Origin of the sequence: Burkholderia sp. Bp8984, from assembly GCF_003853755.1 — a bacterium.
Classification (GTDB): domain Bacteria; phylum Pseudomonadota; class Gammaproteobacteria; order Burkholderiales; family Burkholderiaceae; genus Burkholderia.
This window is the reverse complement of the sequence record NZ_QTQN01000041.1, coordinates 25,092-42,568: the sequence shown is the minus strand read 5'-3', so window position 1 is coordinate 42,568 and position 17,477 is coordinate 25,092. Positions and strand designations below refer to the sequence as shown.

At 66.2% G+C, this 17,477-nt stretch carries 13 protein-coding genes; 3 read left to right on the top strand and 10 right to left on the bottom strand.

Going from position 1 to position 17,477, the window contains the following annotated elements:
- Positions 1-327 precede the first annotated feature (327 nt).
- Positions 328-1,323, top strand: coding sequence for an alpha/beta fold hydrolase (locus DID98_RS30595; RefSeq protein ID WP_124524091.1), 996 nt, complete (start codon positions 328-330; stop codon positions 1,321-1,323).
- 224 nt (positions 1,324-1,547) lie between these two features.
- On the opposite strand, the gene DID98_RS30590 is transcribed toward DID98_RS30595, so the two are convergent.
- Positions 1,548-3,272 carry an ATP-binding protein gene (locus tag DID98_RS30590; RefSeq protein WP_185500429.1) on the bottom strand — a complete coding sequence of 575 codons (1,725 nt, stop codon included), beginning with the start codon at positions 3,270-3,272 and terminating at the stop codon, positions 1,548-1,550.
- A 708-nt stretch (positions 3,273-3,980) separates the two neighbouring features.
- Positions 3,981-4,931: a helix-turn-helix domain-containing protein gene (locus DID98_RS30585; RefSeq protein WP_124524093.1), complete on the bottom strand. Its 951-nt coding sequence runs from the start codon at positions 4,929-4,931 to the stop codon at positions 3,981-3,983.
- Positions 4,932-5,196: 265 nt separating this feature from the next.
- Here DID98_RS30585 and DID98_RS30580 point away from each other — a divergent pair, with 265 nt between their 5' ends.
- Positions 5,197-6,684, top strand: a complete 1,488-nt coding sequence (locus DID98_RS30580; RefSeq protein ID WP_124524095.1) for an NAD-dependent phenylacetaldehyde dehydrogenase — start codon at positions 5,197-5,199, stop codon at positions 6,682-6,684.
- A gap of 87 nt (positions 6,685-6,771) precedes the next feature.
- Here the strand turns inward: DID98_RS30580 and DID98_RS30575 are convergent, their stop codons facing one another.
- The 5 genes from DID98_RS30575 to DID98_RS30555 all read right to left on the bottom strand — a co-directional run bounded on the left by DID98_RS30575 (position 6,772) and on the right by DID98_RS30555 (position 11,769).
- Positions 6,772-7,863 (bottom strand): porin, encoded by a 1,092-nt coding sequence (locus DID98_RS30575; protein WP_124524097.1) that lies wholly within the window; start codon positions 7,861-7,863, stop codon positions 6,772-6,774.
- Positions 7,864-8,083: 220 nt separating this feature from the next.
- Positions 8,084-8,806: an SDR family NAD(P)-dependent oxidoreductase gene (locus tag DID98_RS30570; RefSeq protein WP_124524098.1), complete on the bottom strand. Its 723-nt coding sequence runs from the start codon at positions 8,804-8,806 to the stop codon at positions 8,084-8,086.
- Positions 8,784-9,905 (bottom strand): 2,3-butanediol dehydrogenase, encoded by a 1,122-nt coding sequence (locus tag DID98_RS30565; protein WP_124524100.1) that lies wholly within the window; start codon positions 9,903-9,905, stop codon positions 8,784-8,786. The genes DID98_RS30570 and DID98_RS30565 overlap by 23 nt, the downstream gene beginning before the upstream one ends.
- A gap of 1 nt (position 9,906) precedes the next feature.
- Positions 9,907-11,217, bottom strand: coding sequence for an MFS transporter (locus DID98_RS30560; protein WP_124524102.1), 1,311 nt, complete (start codon positions 11,215-11,217; stop codon positions 9,907-9,909).
- An 18-nt stretch (positions 11,218-11,235) separates the two neighbouring features.
- On the bottom strand, positions 11,236-11,769 hold the full coding sequence (locus DID98_RS30555) for a 2,4'-dihydroxyacetophenone dioxygenase family protein (protein ID WP_124524104.1): 534 nt from the start codon (positions 11,767-11,769) through the stop codon (positions 11,236-11,238).
- Positions 11,770-11,946: 177 nt separating this feature from the next.
- On the opposite strand from DID98_RS30555, the gene DID98_RS30550 reads away from it, so the two are divergent.
- The gene (locus DID98_RS30550; RefSeq protein ID WP_124524106.1) at positions 11,947-12,909 is read left to right on the top strand and encodes a helix-turn-helix domain-containing protein; all 963 of its coding nucleotides are present in this window, start codon (positions 11,947-11,949) and stop codon (positions 12,907-12,909) included.
- A 92-nt stretch (positions 12,910-13,001) separates the two neighbouring features.
- Here the strand turns inward: DID98_RS30550 and DID98_RS30545 are convergent, their stop codons facing one another.
- The 3 genes from DID98_RS30545 to DID98_RS30535 all read right to left on the bottom strand — a co-directional run bounded on the left by DID98_RS30545 (position 13,002) and on the right by DID98_RS30535 (position 17,283).
- The gene (locus DID98_RS30545) at positions 13,002-14,591 is read right to left on the bottom strand and encodes a GMC family oxidoreductase (RefSeq protein WP_409333461.1); all 1,590 of its coding nucleotides are present in this window, start codon (positions 14,589-14,591) and stop codon (positions 13,002-13,004) included.
- Positions 14,592-14,778: 187 nt separating this feature from the next.
- A complete protein-coding gene (locus DID98_RS30540) occupies positions 14,779-15,747 on the bottom strand; it encodes a helix-turn-helix domain-containing protein (RefSeq protein ID WP_124524110.1) in 969 nt (322 codons plus the stop codon).
- Between the two features lie 588 nt (positions 15,748-16,335).
- Positions 16,336-17,283, bottom strand: a complete 948-nt coding sequence (locus tag DID98_RS30535; RefSeq protein WP_124489009.1) for an aldo/keto reductase — start codon at positions 17,281-17,283, stop codon at positions 16,336-16,338.
- Positions 17,284-17,477 lie beyond the last annotated feature (194 nt).

Genomic DNA, 17,477 nt, shown 5'->3' with positions numbered 1-17,477 from the left:
GGCGTCTGCTCCGGCGTCGAAATCTCGATGGCCGACCGCGTTCATCTTCACGCCGCAATCCCCCACATGTCCTGAGTTGGTCCGGGCGAGGGCATGTTGAGACGCGCGGATTGGTGCTGTTTGAACAACACCGTGAGCACTTCTACGTAGCTACCGCCGGGTTAATGGCCGTCCTACGATTCCCGCCATATCGAGCAAACATGATCGCGAGTTCCAATCGCCTCGTGAGCGCGTGCTTGTATCTGAAATTCGCCAACGGCGCGGCGGGTTCGTCTGGCCGATCGATCGGCCGGCATGACGATTTCTTCCACAACAGGAGCATATTGCATGAAGCCTGATTCTCACCTGTCTCCCGACGATGCCAGCCGTCGAGGTCTGATGCTGGGCGGTGTTCTGGCAACCGTCGCTGCCGTTGTACCGGCTGCAGCGGACGCAACCACCGGGCGCTTGTCGAAGTCCACTGCGGTTTCCGGCGCGAGGAGAAATCAATCGGCGGACAGGATCATCACCAGGGACGGCGTGGAAATTTTCTACAAGGACTGGGGACCGAAGGACGCTCCGGTAGTCACACTCAGCCACGGCTGGCCCCTTAGTTCTGATAGTTGGGACAACCAGGCATTTTTCCTTGCGTCGAACGGCTTCAGGGTGATTGCTCATGACCGGCGTGGGCATGGAAGATCAAGCCAGCCGTGGGACGGCAACGACATGGACCACTACGCCGACGACCTGGCTGCCGTCATTGACAGGCTGAACCTCAAGAACGTGACGGCGATCGGCTTTTCGACCGGAGGGGGCGAAGTCACGCGCTATATCGGCCGCCATGGTGGCTCGCGCGTGACGAAAGTCGGGCTGATTTCGGCCGTTCCGCCGTTGATGCTCAAGACTCCCGCCAATCCGCAGGGGGTACCGATAGAGGTTTTTGATGCCATCCGTTCCGGGATGGTTGCTGACCGGTCACAGTTGTTCAGGGAGATTGCCAGCGGCCCGTTCTATGGCTTCAACCGTCCCGGCGCCAAGGTGTCTCAGGGGATGATCGACTCGTGGTGGAGCCAGGGAATGATGGGGGGCTTCAAGAACACTTACGACTCGGTGCGGGCATTCTCGGAAACGGACTTTTCTTCGGATCTGAGCAAGTTCGACATGCCGACGTTGATCGTGCACGGGGACGACGATCAAGTCGTGCCGGTCGACGTCGGCGGGCGCGCCACGAAGAAACTGGTTCCGCACGCCATTCTGAAGATTTACAAGGGGGCGCCGCACGGTTTGACCGAAACGCACAAGGCTCAGCTCAACCAGGACCTTCTTGCGTTCCTGCGTAGTTGACCGGTACACGGACCTGTCGACCAGGGACCGCCCGCCGCATTGATGTCGCAATGAAGCCGGTGACGGGCGTTCCTAATGACTGGTCGGAAACCGGGAACCGCGAATGAGGCGTCGGTGGTCGATCGTTTCAATATCCAAAGCGCGAGCCCGCATGGACTGACACCGCTTCAGAGTACGTGGCATCTTGCGGGCGCGTGGCGGGGCGACGCTTCAAGGAACCGGCATCAGGCACCGTCCTGTATCGACGAGACACCCGGCAACGTCAGGATGAACGTGCAGCCTTCGCCCGGGCGGGTATGCAAATCGATGTTGCCGCCATAGCGCTTGGCGATCGTCTTCACGAAAGCCAGCCCGAGACCGGCGCCCGAAGGGTAACGAGGCGGTTCGACTTGCAGCCGTTGAAATGGCTCGAACAGACGTTGTTGGGCTTCGGCCGATATGCCGGGCCCGTGGTCTGCAACGGAAATGGCGTAGCCATGTTCGACGCCGGTCAGGCGCACGGTTACCGTCGCATTGCCAGGACTGAACTTGATGGCATTGCTCACGAGATTGACGACCGCGCGCATCAGCAGGAAGGGTTCCACGCGTGCGATGCAGATCTCGTCCCCGACGTTCACGTCGAGCCGGATGCCGCGCGCTTGAGCGAGTGCCCACAGTTCGTCGATCGCATCGAGTACCACGCTGCCGATATCCGTTTCCACCAGTGACCAGGTCGGTGCTTCGGCGCGCGCCAGCAGAACGAAGTCGTCGGCCAGTGCCAGCGTACGGCGCGCGTACGCGGCAATTCGATCGAGCAGGTCCTTGGCGGGCGGGGCCGGTTCAGCGGCTCGCTGAAGATCGATCAACGCGAGAATCGATGCCTGAGGCGAGCGCATGTCGTGGGAAATGAAGTGCAGCCATGCCTCCCGGCGCCGCTCCGCCAGACGAATCTTCGTCACGTCGAGCACGAACCCGATCGTTCGCTGGGTCACGCCGTCTTCATGCTGCGGATAGGCGGTGGACTGAACCCATCGAATCTCGCCGTTGGGCTGAATGACGCGATACTCGACGCGATAATCCCTGCCGAACGAATTGAATTCCTCCGCGGTCCGAGTGACCTTCATCGCCTTGTCGACGTCGTCCGGATGAATCAACGCGCGAAACTGGTCGATCGAGGTAATCGCCGTCCCGGGAGCGTGGCCCATGATTCGATGCCAGTTCTCGTCGCAGTGCAGTGTGTCCGATGCGATGTCGTAGTCCCAGATTCCCAGTCCGCCGACGCGGGCCGCGATGGCCAGCCTTTCTTCGCTTCGCCGAAGCAGATCGAGCGCCACGCGCTCGCGCGTCACGTCTCTCGAAACACACAGAATGGCGGTCGTTTTTCCATCGGCGTCCAAGATCGGCGTCAGCATGTTGTCCCAGTATTGAACGTCGCGCCCCGGACGCTCGCTGCGCCCGGGAAACCTGCCGAACACACCGTTCCTGGCGGATTCGAGCGCGACATTTCCGTCGGGCCACACGTCTTCGGGCAGGAGCGGCAGCCACGGCATACCGAATCCCGAGTCTTCGTCGACGCCCAGCGCCTGGCATCCGGCGCGGTTCATGTGCAGCACGTTGCCTGTCGGCGAAATCAGTTTGATGCAGTCGATGCTGATATTCAGCATGTCTGTCTGTATCGACGTGTGACTCTTCAGTTCGATTTCCTTGGCCTTCAGGTCGTGGATATTCGTGCAGGTGCAGAGCCATCCGTCGTCGACACGGTGAAGGTCGACGGTGAACCACTGGTCGATGCCGTGGGAACCCGCCAGCCGGCACTCCAGCGTTTCGTGTACCGAGCCGGGTTGCGCCGCGTGAAGTGTCGACTCGGCGGTGCATCGGTGCTCCGGATGGATCAACTCCGTCCATTGGAGTCGATACGTGGCCTCGGCGGAGCGATCCGCGTAGGCAAGCCATGCATCGTTGATGCTCACGACCCGCCCGTTCTCGTCGAAATGGCATGCCGGTGTCCGAAGGACATCGATCAGGCGGGCAATCCTGAGACAGTCGGGGCGTGCGGGGGCTGTTTCGTCGGGCGAAACAACAGGAGATTCCGTCTTCGAACGTGTGCGGGGCGCAAGGTCCGGGCCGTCTACGTTGCATGCGCAAGAAATTTCATTTTCAAGACGAAATCCATTCATGTTTGTTACATTCCATGCATCGCTGACACGCTTCCAGAATGTCAGACATCAAATGATGCATCAATGGGTAGTCAGCACTATGGATTGGCACCGTAGTAGTGCATATTATTTTCGAGTGATCGAATCAGGTGAAGATGCGGAGCTCGTCGAGTGGAAGTTGGGCCTGATTGAATCTCATGTTGCACATAGTGTCGGCCTCAAGCGTCGCATTGAATGCTGATCATGTTGAATGACTTGTGCGGAGGCCGGACGGGGCGATACGCGTGGTGTCGCCGATTTTTTGCAGTAACGGACCGTCGAGCCGACACGCCGGAATCGCAAGTGGACGATCGCATGTGCGTTGGCCGACGTCGTCGAACCGTGCCGGGATGACACGAATGCACGTGTGGTCGACACCGGGCGGCGATGCGAGGCTGCTGATGATGCATATTTCCCCGGAGCACGCGAGCGTCGACCCCGGGATCGTTCATCGAAATCGCTGCAGTTCGCGGCGATCCCGCTTCACGCCTCCGAAATACCGCGACATGCGATGCGATACGCGCCCGGGCTGCATCCGAACCGTGCCTTGAACGCGCGCCCGAAATGCGTGATGTCCGAGAAGCCGCACGCGATCGCCAGCTCCAGCAGGTTGCGGTTGGGATCCGCCGGATCCTCCAGCGCGCGCTTGCTCGCCTGCAGCCGGTATTCCTGGATTAGGCTCTGCGGCGTCCGCCCGGTCGCGGCCAGCGCGCTGTACAACGTGCGCCGCGACACGTTCAGCGCGCTCGCGAGCTTGTCCGGCGACAGGTCGGGATCGCTGTAGTGGTGCGACAGGTGGATTTCCGCATTCATCCGCAGCGTCGCGCTGCGCGCATCGGCGCCGCTCAGCGAATCGCTCGCCTCGCGGCGGATCACCGAATCGAGCAGCATCAGCGTCGACTGCTCGAAGCCGAACAGGCTTTCCGGATCGTTCGGCACCTGTCCGTCCATCAGGTAATGGATCGATTGAAGCGCCAATTGCGCATTGCCGACGGTTCGACGGACCTGCACGCCCGCGCGCTCCACGAACCAGCGCCACATCGTGCCGCTTCTCGGCGGCGTCAACGCCGCGACGAAGCGCGACGCGTTCGCCGATTCGATCATGTACGGCTGCGTCGCATCGTAGATCACCCACTCGCCGGGATTGACCGTCGACGCCGCGTTGCGCTGCGTGACGCGGCTTTGTCCGGCGATCTGGAACAGGATCTTGTAGCAGTCGCTGTCGGCGCGCGACGCGAGCGAGCGGTCGCGATCGACGCGGATCGCGGTGGTGTCGACCTCCGCCATCCGCAGGCCGCCGACCGTGGCAACCCGCACCGACATCCGGAACTGCGGGCCGGTGTCGTGAAAGAGCAGCGGCAGGAAGCTGTCCGCGATCAGGTCGCGCAGATTCGCGTTGCTGTTGCTGGCGTCGACGACGAGTTCGTGTGCCATTGCCGGAAGAGGGAGAGGGCCGGGGAATGCGTCGAGCTTAATGCATTCGGCTTGGACGCGGGGGCGAAACGCAATCATCGTCGGCAGCAGCGACTTTCAGCGTCAATGGCGGTTTCCACAGGGAAACCGCTGCATCGCACCGATCTGCACGCTGAAGCCAAAAGTGTGCACGCAACGCCGATCCGAGTGCGCGACGCGTCCCTAGAATCGAAGAGCGGCCGGCAAGTCGGGCCTTTCACTCAATTCGAATTCCGGAGGGATACAGATGGCACGGGTACGGATGCTGGACGAAGTCAGCGCGTTTCTCGCGCGCGAACACGGTCACTACATCGACGGCCGGGCGGTAGCCGGCCGCGGCGAGCGGATCGACGTGCGCGATCCGTCGACGCGCGCGGTGATCGGCTCCGTCGCGCAGGCGACCGACGACGACGTCGAGGCCGCGGTCGCGTCGTCGCATCGCGCGTTCCGCGGCGAGTGGGCCAGCCTGACGCCGGCCGATCGCGAGCGCATCCTGCTGCGTTTCGCCGACCTGATCGACGCGCACGGCGAAGAGATCGCGCAGATCGAAACCGCGCAGTCGGGCAAGCTGATCGGGCTGTCGCGCGTGATCGAAGTCGGCTGGTCGGCTCGCTGGCTGCGCTATTACGCGGGCTGGGCGACGAAGATCGCGGGCGAAACGCTCGCCCCGTCGTTCCCGAGCATGAACGGCGAGCGCTACACGTCGTTCACGCTGCGCGAACCGCTGGGCGTCGTGTTCGGGATCATTCCGTGGAATTTCCCGGTGATGATCCCGGTATGGAAATTCGGCGCGGCGCTCGCGACCGGCAACACGGTGCTCATCAAGTCGTCGGAGTTCACGCCGCTCACGATGCTGCGCATCGCCGAACTGGCGACCGAAGCCGGCCTGCCGCCCGGCACGCTCAACGTGATCAACGGCACGGGCCAGGTCGGCGCGAAGGTGATCCGCGATCCGCGCGTGGCGAAGGTGTCGTTCACGGGGTCGGTGCCGACCGGCCGCATCATCGGCGCGGAGGCCGTCAACGCGAACTTCACGCGCTTCACGCTCGAACTGGGCGGCAAGAACGCGGCGGCGTTCCTGCCGGATACGCCGGTCGACAAGATCCTCGACGGCATCGTCGAAGCCGGGTTCCTGCATAGCGGGCAGGTGTGCGCGTCGGCGGAACGCTTCTTCGTGCATCGCGCGAAGTTCGACGAAGTGGTCGAGAAGATGAAGGCGCGCCTGGACAGCTTCCAGCCGGCCGACCCGATGGACGACGCCGGGATGATCGGCCCCGTCTGCAACGAGCCGCAGTTCCGCAAGTGTCTCGACGCGTTCGAGCTCGCGCGCATGGAGGGCGATACGATCGTCACCGGCGGCGGTGCGTATGCGCGTGACGGCTTCTACGTGAAGCCGACGATCGTGCTGCCGCGCTCGCTGGAATCGGCTTCGTATCGCAAGGAGATCTTCGGGCCGGTCGGCGCGTTCGTGCCGTTCGACGACGAGGAAGAACTGATCGCGATGATGAACGACACGCCGTTCGGGCTGACCGCGAGCCTGTGGACGAACGACCTGTCGAAGGCGCTGCGCTACGTGCCGCGGATCGAAGCCGGCACCGTGTGGGTGAACATGCACACGCTGGTCGACCCGGCCGTGCCGTTCGGCGGCGCGAAGGGCTCCGGTATCGGACGCGAGTATGGCTCGTCGTTCATCGACGCTTATACCGAGCCGAAATCGGTGACCATTCGCTTCTGACGGCTTCGCTTCTGACGACATGACCCGCCAACGGAAACCCGCCCGGCATCGACCGGGCGGGCGTTTTCCGTTCAACGCCGACGTCGATCAGAACCGCGTACTGAACCCGATCCGCGCGACCGACTGCAGCGCGCCGCTCGACGCGCCGTTCGCATCCATCACGCCGTTGATCTGCGCGTTGCTGCCGTGGCTTGCACGCTGATGCACGCCCGCGACATACACCATCGTGCGTTTCGACAGCCAGTACTGGACGCCGGCCAGGAACTGGTGCGCATGCGCGTTGTCGAGCGTGTCGTTGCCCTTCATGTACGTGTAGCTCGCCCCGATCACCCAGACCGGCGACGGATGCCACGCGGCGCCGGCTTCCGCCGACCACGCGCCCGCGCCGTTCCACGCGTTGTGCACGGTCGTGAAGAGCGCCTTCGCCGTGACCGTGCCGAGCGTGTAGTGCGCGCCCGCGCCCCAGTTGCGCACGGTGGTGGCCGGCAGCCCGCCCGCCGCGCCGTACTTCTGGTTCGTATAGGCCGCGCCGGCGCCGAACGGGCCGTTGTCGTAGCTCGCGCCGACGCTGACCGTATTGTTCGCGCCGACCGATCCCGCGACGTTGCCGAAGCCGTACAGCGCGCCGAAGGTCAGGCCCGAGATCGACGCGCTCGTGTACTTCACGGAATTCGCGACGCGGTTGCTGCCCGCGACGCGATCCCAGTCGAATGCGCCGGTCGGGTTGTTCGGCAGCGCGAGCTTGTCGAACGGGCCGTTGCGAAAGCCGTACAGCCCGACGAGATCCTGCGCGATCTCGTTGCCGCTCGCGGCCAGCGCGTCGACCATGAACTCGTACTGGTTGCCGAGCGTGAGCGTGCCGTAGCGGTCGTTCTGCAGCCCGACATAGGCCGTGCGCGCGAACAGGCCGCCGCCGATCATCGATCCGTTCGCGAGCGAGAACTGATCGACGAGCCGGAAGATCGCGCACGTGCCGGCGCCGAGGTCCTCCTTGCCCTCGAAACCAAGCAGGTTCGGGAAGAAGATGTTGTCGTCGAATTTCGCGTTGCCGTGGCCGCCTTCGTTGCTCACGTAGCTGAGGCCGGCGTCCAGCAGCCCGAACATCGTCACGCTGCTCTGCGCGAACGAGGCGGCCGGAATCGTGCAGGCCGCGAGGGCCAGCAAGGTCTTTTTCGTCATCTCCAAAGTGCTCCTCACATGTCCGGTCACGCCGGAATATTTTTGATTGGACTACTGATTGATATGAAGATAGTGAAACGTGCAACGGTCGATCGGGTCGCGCCCGGAAACAGGAGCCGAAAGCAGGAGCCGAAAACGTAAGCCGAAAACGGCACGCCGGCATTCCGGCACGCGGACACCGACGCACACCTCCTGCGCCGATGCCCTCGCGCGCCCGGCGCTAGACCGTCGAATACCCGCCATCCACCGGCACGATCGCGCCGGTGACGAACGATGCGCCGGGCGAGCACAGGAACAGGATCACGTCCGCGACCTCGTCGGCCGTGCCCCAGCGCGCGAGCGGCGTGCGATCGAGAATCCGCCGCGACGCCTGCGCGTCGGCCATCAGCCCGCTGCTGAGCGGCGTGTCGATCCAGCCGGGCGCCACGGCGTTCACGCGGATGCCGCGCTCGGCCCACGCCTGCGCGAGCGAGCGCGTCAGTTGCGCGATGCCGCCCTTGCTCGCGCTGTATGCCGGGCGATCCTTGCTGCCGAAGTACGTGTACATCGACGCGACGTTGACGATGCTGCCGCCGTTCGCCGAGAGTGCCGGCAGCGCGGCGTCGGACGCCCGCATCACCGACGTCAGGTTCACGTTCAGCACGAGTTCGAACTGGTCCATCCGGTATTCGTCCGCGTGCCGGCTGATGCCGACGCCGTTGACGAGCACGTCGACGCGCTGCAGCGAGCGGATCTGCCGCGTCAATGCTGCGTCGTCGGTCACGTCGAGCTCGACGCAGCCGATGCCGGGATGCACCGGCGCATGCGGGCCGGCGGCATCGAGCCCGAGCGCGACGACCGACGCGCCCGCTTCCGCGAAACGCCACGCGGTGCGCGCGCCGATGCCCGACGTGCCGCCCGTGACAACGACGGTCTTGCCGTCAAACGACCAGGGGCGGCTCATGTTCGATGCTCCCGACGGTGTGAACAGGGCGCGCATGCCGGCGCGATGGTGCAACCAGGATCTTGATCTGCGCGCGATCGGCGAGCAGCGCGTCGAAGCCGTCGCCGACGGCGTCCTCGAGCGAGACGGTGCGCGTGACGATCGACGTGAGATCGAGCGCGCCCGACCCGATCAGCCGCAGCAGGTCTTCGTACACGTGCCGGTAGCCGACGCTCGCCGTGAAGGTCAGCTCGTCGTTGACCGCGCGGAACGCATCGAAGCCCGCATGCGGCATCAGGCCGACCATCACGAGGCGGCCGCCCTTGCGCAGCCCCTGCATCGCCGCCTCGAACGTGGCCGGCAGGCCGGCCGCCTCGAAGCTCACGTCGACGCCGAGCCCGCCCGCCGCTTCGCGGATCGCGTCGCGCAGCACCGGGGCGTCGAGCGAGCGCGCGTCGAACGCGTGCGTCGCGCCGAAGCGCGCGGCCGCCGCGAGCCGCTCGGGCGACACGTCGACCGCGACGATGGTCGTCGCGCCCTGCAGTCTCGCGAGCATGACCAGCAGCAGGCCGATCGGCCCGAGCCCGAACACCGCGCAGGTGTCGCCGAGCCGCAGTTCGCCGCGCCGCAGCGCGTGCAGCGCGACGGCCGCCGGTTCCATCACCGCGGCCTGTTCGAGACTGACGTCGTCGGGCAGGCGGTGCAGCATGTAGGCCGGCACGACCGCGAAATCGGCCATCCCGCCGTCGCCCATCAGGCCGGCGAAGCCCATCGACACGCACAGGTTGTACGACCCTGCGCGGCAATACGCGCACTGGTGGCAGTGATACTCGGGCTCGACCGCCACGCGGTCGCCGGGGACCAGCGTCGTGACGCCCGCACCGACTTCGACGACGGTGCCGCAGAACTCATGACCGAGCGTCAGCGGCGCGGTGCGGCCGGACAGCGGATGCGGCGCGTCGATGGGAATCGCGTGCGGGCCGTCCGCGTATTCGTGCAGGTCGCTGCCGCAGATGCCGCAATACGCGACCGCGATGCGAACCTCGCCGGGCCCGGCGCGCGGCGTGTCGAGATCGACCAGGCGGATGTCGCGCGGGCCGTGCCATTGAAGTGCGCGCATGTCAGCGTCCTCCGAGGTTTTGCGTATCGAGACGGGGAGCGGCATCGGCGCGCGCGCGCTTGCGCAGCACCGCGGGCGCGGTTTCGACCAGGCCGAACGACAGCACGCACGCGAGGATCGCGCCGGCGGCCGACGTCCACATCGCGAACTGCAGGCCGTACTTGTCGGCCGCGAAGCCCGCGACGGTCGGCGCGACGAAGCCGCCGATCAGCTCGCCCGCGCCCATGATCAGGCCGAGCGCGCTGGCGATCGCGCGGGGCGGCACCGTTTCGGCCGGGATCGTCGCCATGAACAGCGTGAAGCAGCCGAGGCCGGTGTACGTGACGAACACGAGCGCGCCGAGCGCCCAGAGCGAATCGACGTGGATCATCACGACCGGGCAGGCGGCGGCGATCAGCGCGAACGCGATCATCGTCGGCTTGCGACCGATCCGGTCGGAGATCGCCGGCACCGCGAAGCCCCAGAACACCCACGCGGCGCCGAGGCACGTCATCACGACGCCCATGTCGGCCGGGGACAGGTGGCGGCTCTCGACGAGGAAGACCGGCGCGAACGAGATGATCACGATGAACCACGTGAGGAAGAAGCAGCTGATCAGCACGCAGAGCAGGATGTTGCGCTCCTTCAGCAGCGCCCAGCGGTCGATCGCGGTGCCGCCGGCCGTCTGCGTACCGTGCGTGGCCGCGTCTTCGGCCTGTGCGTGCCGTACGCCGCCGGGCGGCACCTCGCGCACCCAGCGCCAGATGCAGAACGCGATCAGGAAGCCGGGCACGCACGACACGTAGAACGCCTCGCGCCAGCCGTAGGCGGTCGCGATGCCGATCACGACGGGCGGGCCGATCATCGCGCCGAGCAGGCCGGCGGCCGAGCCCTGCAGCAGGCCCATGTTCAGCCCGCGGCGGCTCGGCGTCGAGCTCTCGACCATCAGCGATTGCGACAGCGGCAGCACGGGGCCCTCGGCGATGCCCATCAGCGCGCGGAACGCGATCAGGCTCGCGAAGCCGCCGACGAGCCCCGACAGCGCCGAGCATACGGAAAAGCCGAGCACGGCCGCGATCAACAGCGGCTTGCGCGTGCCGCGCGCATCGGACCACGCGCCGGTCGCGGCGCCCGACAGCGCCCACGTGAGCGCGAGCGCGGACGAAACCATGCCGAGCTGCGTATTCGACAGGTGCAGTTCGGCCGACATGAACGGGAACAGGAACGACAGCGCGAGGCGGTCGAAGAACACGAAGCCGAACGTCATGAACAGGATCAGCAGCAGCCTGTTCTCGTACGTCCATGCGAGTTTGGGGGAAGGGCGGGATGTCATGGGCGGCCTCGTCGCGCGTCAGCGGAACAGCTTCTCGATCGCGTGCGCGCCGAGGCCGACCTTCTCGTAATGCGCCTTGCACATCGCGATGTACGAATGCACGTCGAAGTAGCCGTCGGGGTTGCCTTCGTCGTCGAGCCAGATCAGCGGGCCCTTGACGATGAAGAACGCGCGCATCGGTTCCGGATGATCGAACGCGACGAGCGTGTGGCCTTCGCCGGGCGTTTCATACACGAAATCGCCGCGCGTCGCGGTCCATTCGTGCTCCAGGTAGCCCCACTTGCCGGACAGCGTGTAAGCGAACACCTCGTGCGGGTGGTAGTGCCGGTTCACGAGCCCGGCTTCCTTCGCCATCAGGATGTCGCACCATTTGTTCTGCGACGGCGAGATCCACAGCGGCCGCGACGAAACCGTTTCGGTGAACGGAACGTAATAGCGCGTGTCCTCGGTGGCCGCGTTCGGGATGTACGCTTCCGGCAGCGCATCGGGCTTGAACGGATTGGCAATCGGCGCGATGTTTTGCCAGAATTCGGATACGGCTTGGTCGACCACGGTTCGTCTCCTTGTGGTTAGGTGTCGTGGGGTCGACTTTAGCCAGCCGGTGCGCGCCGCTCTTGACTGGGCTGGACGAATTGCTTGATCCGGCCGGACATCGCACCGCAACAACAACCAGACGCACCATCCCCCAATCCGTGCCGCTCCGCACGACGGGCGCCCGCAGGAGGCGACGTGACGAATTCGACCGTTCTTTCATGCACGCGCGGCTCGACAGCCGACGTGCCGGTGCGCGACCGGATGGCCTACTGGGATGCGTTCAACGCCGCGACGCTGGTCGGCCTGCGCTGCTCGTCGCTGTCGCCGGCCGGGCTCGAGGTCGAGAAGACCGATCTCGCGCTGCCGGGGCTCGGCGTGGCCGACATCAGCGGGCGCGATCACGTGATCGAGCGCAGCCCCGCGCTGGTGCGCCAGTTGCCGAAGGAGTCGCTGTTTGCGTGCCAGATCCTGAGCGGTCGCGCGTATTTCATCCAGCGCGAGCGCTGCCTGCTCGCGGAAGCCGGCGACATCGTCGTGTACGATACGCGCGTGCCCTATCTGTTCGGATTCCTGACGCCGATGCGGCAATTGCTGATCGATATCCCGATTGCCACGTTCGACGATCGATTCGACGCGGAGCTGGCGGCGCTGCCGTTGCGGATCGCGCCGAAACCGGGTGCGGGCGCGATGCTCGGCGCGACACTGCGCGCGAGCGTCGAGCGCTTCATGAAGGCGCCGGTCGAAGACGACGCCGCGCGCTTCGTCGAACACACGCGCATGCTGGTCGCGGAACTCATCGACGCCGAAGTGAACGGCGCACGCGCATCGCGCGCGTCGCTGTCGTACCTGCTGACCGCGAAGCAGTACATCGCGACCCATCTCGGCGATCCGGAGCTCGGGCCACAGGCGGTGGCCGATGCGGTCGGGCTGTCGTTGCGGCACCTGGGCCGGCTCTTCGCGGCCGAAGGCGAGTCGATCACGCAGCACATCTGGTCCGAGCGGCTGACGCATGCGCATCGCGAGCTGACCGACGCGCGCCTGCGCAAGACGAGCATCGGCGAGATCGCGTTTCGGTGGGGCTTCTCCAGCCAGGCGCACTTCAGCCGTGCGATTCGCGAGCGCTACGGTGCGTCGCCGATGGCGCTGCGCAGCGCTTGACGTTGAAGCAGCGGAACCGATGCCGACGCGGCGCGTGGCTCACGCGCCGCTTTCGTTTTCATTGCATGCCGGTCGCGGCGTGAGTCGCCGCGTCACTCCGCGAGCATGAACTCGGCACAGCGTTCCGCGATCATGATCGTCGGCGCGTTCGTGTTGCCCGATACGATGCGCGGCATCACCGATGCGTCGCAGATCCGCAATCCGTCGATCCCTTGCACCGCGAGACGCGGCGTCACGACCGCGGTTTCGTCGCTCCCCATCCGGCAGGTGCCGGCCGGGTGATAGACGGTTTTCGCGCGGCACCGCACGTAGTCGGCCAGCGCGTCGTCGGTCAGCGCTTCGGCTTCGCGGACGATGCGGGCGAGCGACGGCGCGCGGATGATCTTCCGGGCGAGCGCGACGCCGCGCACGAGGCCGTCGACGTCCGCCGGATCCGACAGTGCGCCGCTGTCGAACCGGATCGGCACGGCCGGATCGTTGCCGCGCAGTTGCACCGAGCCGCGCGAACGCGGCCGCAACAGGCACGGATTGATCGACAGGCCGTGGCCCGGCAGCGGTGCGCGATCGACGTCGCCGACGAGCGTCGGCAGCACGTGGAACTGGATGTCGGGGCGGCCGCTGCCGGTCGTATCGACGAACGCGCCGGATTCGACGACGTTCGACGTCAGCAGGCCCGTGCGGGTCAGCATCCATTGCAGCCCGTGCCGCAGCGCCTTCAGCCCGCGATCCTCGCCGAACAGGCTGATCGGCGAGTGGCTGTAGCCGTAGATCGAGACCTCGAGATGGTCCTGGAAATTCGCGCCGACTTCCGGGCTGTCGTGCAGCACGTCGATGCCGTGCGCGCGCAGGTGCGCGCCGGGTCCGATGCCCGACAGCATCAGCAGCTTCGGCGTACTGAGCGCGCCGGCGGCGAGTACGACGTCGGCGCGGGAGGTGGCCGAGCCGGTCGCGCCGTTCTCCATCCGCCATTCGACGCCGGTCGCGCGCCGGCCGTCGAAACGCACGCGGGTCACGCGGCAGCCGGTCAGCACGCGCAGGTTCGGGTCGCCGAGCGCGTCGGCGAGATAGGTCGCCGCGGTGCTGCCGCGCTGCCCGTCGAAAATCGTCGTGTGGTAGAAGCCGGCGCCGTGCTGCGCGGCGCCGTTGAAATCGTCGTTGTACGCGATGCCGGTTTCCTGCGCGGCCTTCACGAACGCCAGGCTCAGCGGATGCCGGAAGCGCGTGTCGCCGACCTTCAGCGGCCCGTCGGTGCCGTGGAACGGCTCGGACAGCCGCAGGTGCGACTCGGCGCGCTTGAACACCGGCAGCACGTCGCTCCAGCGCCAGCCCGTGCAGCCGAGCGCGGCCCATTCGTCGTAGTCGGCGCGCGTGCCGCGCACGTACAGCATCGCGTTGACCGAACTGCCGCCGCCGAGCGTGCGGCCCTGCGGCACGTAGGTCCTGCGTCCCGCCGCGCCGGCCTGCGGCTCGCTTTCGAACGTGACCGTGCGCTGCGTGCCGAGCACGCGGATGAACGTCGCCGGAATCCGGATGAACAGGCTGTCGTCCTTCGGGCCGTCCTCGAGCAGCAGCACGCGCCTGCCGGCCTTCACCAGTCGATGTGCCACCGTGCAGCCGGCCGAACCGCCGCCGACGACGATATGGTCGTACGTCTCCATCCCGCTTTGTCTCCTCGCTGTCAGGCGGCGGAACGAGCACCGCCGCGCAGGAAGCCAGCTTAGCGACGGGCGCGTGTCCCCGTTTGACCGGGGCGGACGCCGGGCTTGCTTCGCGCGGACACGGCGGCGCGCCGCGGCGGCTCATGCAGCGATCTCGTTGCGCTGACCATTGGCCGTGGATTGCGCAGCGGGAGAACCCGGCGACGAGTGGCTAGCGCGGGTTGCCCGGCGCGCGCGTGTCGCTCGGCGTCTCGCCGAAGCGCGCGCGATAGCTGCGGCTGAAGTGCGCGCTGTTGTTGAAGCCCCAGCGGAACGCGATTTCGCTGACCGTCAGGTGTTTCAGCGATCGGTCGCGCAGGTCGGCGCGGCAGCGTTCGAGACGCCGCGCGAGGATGTAGCGCGTGAGCGGCATCCCTTCGATTTCGAAGATGCGCGCGAGTTGGCGCGGCGACAGGTTGATCGCGCGGCTGACCGACCGGGTATCGAGATCGTCGTCGGCGAGATGGCTGTCGATGAATGCCTTCGCGCGCGACAGCGTGTGGACGGTCGACTTGGTCGGCGACGCGTCGCCTTCGCGCAGCCGCAGCATCGACTGCATCAGGTCGAGCATCGCGGCGGCGCGCCGTTCGCGCGCGGTGGGCATCGATTCGTGCGGTTCGGCGAGCAGTGCGTAGAGCTGCCGCGCGGCCCACGACGTGACGCCGTCGTCGCGGTCGATCTTGACGACGCTGCGATGGCGCCACGGGCCCACGTGCGCTTCGAACACGTCGCGCGGCACGTCGAGCACGGTCATCGCCATATTCGCGGGAAAGCCGTGACCGTACGGCATCGACGTGTCGTACAGCACGATGTCGCCGGGCGCATGCTGGATGCACTCGACGTCCTGGAACGTATAGCCCTGCCCTTCGTGCATCAGGCACACGAACACGGCGTCGCGCGGGTCCGCGTGGATGTTGTGCGGCGTGCGCACGACCGCATGCCGGTTCGCGACGATGTCGCACACCCCCAGCAGCCCCAGGTCGCGCTTGCGCAGCGACGCGTCGATGCCTTCGGACGATTTGCCGCTGCATTCGATGCGCACGAGCGAGCGGGCGACATGGTCGACCCAGAAGTCGACGCGTTCGTCGCCGCGTACGGCGCGCGTCGAGATCGACACGATTCCCGTGCTGATGTCCGGCATGACGTCCTCCCAATGACCGCCCGAGCGGCGCAGTCTCGGATACGCCGGCGGGCGCGGTCAATCGGTGAAAGACCCGGGGCGGGCCCGGGATGCGCTTGCGGCGGCGCGTTGCGGCCGGATGTCCGTGTGAGTCAACGAATATGGCCGGGAAAGGCAAAACGTGCGGGCGTGTGCGGGGTATGTTGTTCGGTTCGGTTCGGTTCGAACGGTGAGACGCGCAGCTGCTTCGTTATACGGAATAAAAGTCGCGTGCCGCCGGATCGTCTCGTTGAAGCTGCGCGGTGGTCGCGTGATTCGTCGAGCTCGCATCTCGCGCGCTGGCCAAGCGATGGCGGTATGCATGTTTGCGTGCCGCCGAAGACCTGGGGCAGCGGTGTGTCGTGGACTTTTTTCGTTGAGTTGGAACAGAAGCGCGTGTTGTCGGATCGCATTGCCGAAACCGCGCGCCGGTCGAGTGATTCGCGGCGCTCTTCCCGCGCGCGCGGCGTGAGCGATGCCGACGTCCCTGTTCGCGTCACCCGCGCCTCGCACCGGCGGCTTGAAGCGCGAAACGCCGCGATTCAAGCCGTCATCTGCTTGTACGCGACGTCAGACCGCGCTGGCCGCGTCGATCTTCCGAATGTCCTCATCGTCGAGCCGCACGCGAATCGCCTCGCCGAGCAGCGCGAGCTGTTCGAGCGACGTCGCGCTCGCGATCGGCGCGGTGATCGTCGGCCGCGCGATCTGCCATGCGAGCGCGATCGCGGCCGGCTGCGTGCCGTGCTTCGCCGACACATCGTCGAGCGCCGCGAGAATGCGCAGGCCGCGCGCATCGAGATAGCGGGCGACGCGATCGCCGCGCACGCTCTTCTTCAGGTCGGCCTCGCTGCGGTACTTGCCCGACAGGAAGCCGCTCGCGAGCGCGTAGTAGTTGACGACGCCGAGCTGCAGGTCGCGCACGACCGGTTCGAGATCGCGCTCGTAGTCGGCGCGGTTGATCAGGTTGTATTCCGGCTGGATCACCTGGTACGCGGGCAGGCCGTCGCGCTTGCTGATGTCGGCGGCTTCGCGCAGGCGCGCGCCGCTGTAGTTCGACGCGCCGATGATGCGCACCTTGCCCGCGTCGATCAGCGTCTGGTATGCGGCGAGCGTTTCTTCGAGCGGGGCCGTGTCGGCCAGATCGCGGTGCGAAAAGTACAGGTCGATGTAGTCGGTCTGCAGGCGGCGCAGCGAATCGTCGGCGGCCTTCAGGATGTTGTCTTTCGTGAGGCCCGCACGCGCGTCTAGCAGGCCGACCTTGGTCGCGATCACGACCTGGTCGCGCTTGCCGGAACGCTTCAGCCACTTGCCGATGATCGTCTCCGATTCGCCGCCGCGGTTGCCGGGCACCCAGGCCGAATAGACGTCGGCCGTGTCGATGAAGTTGATGCCGGTGTCGGCGAGCGCGTCGAGCAGCGCAAACGATGCGTTTTCGTCGACGGTCCAGCCGAAGACGTTGCCGCCGAAGGCGAGCGGGGAAACCTGGATGTCCGAGGTGCCGAGGGTGCGTAGTGCCATGTTGCTCTCCGGAATCTGAAGGGTGACGGGTTGGAGCGACGGGATTGGCCGCGATGAATGCGACGGGACGGCGGTCGGGTGAAGCACGTTCGCCGTTGTCGCGGGACGCTGGAACATTCTCGCCGATCGACCGGATTCGTGCAGCGGGCGCGCGGCCGTGAAGACGGAGGAATTGCAGCGGACGGCGGACGCAT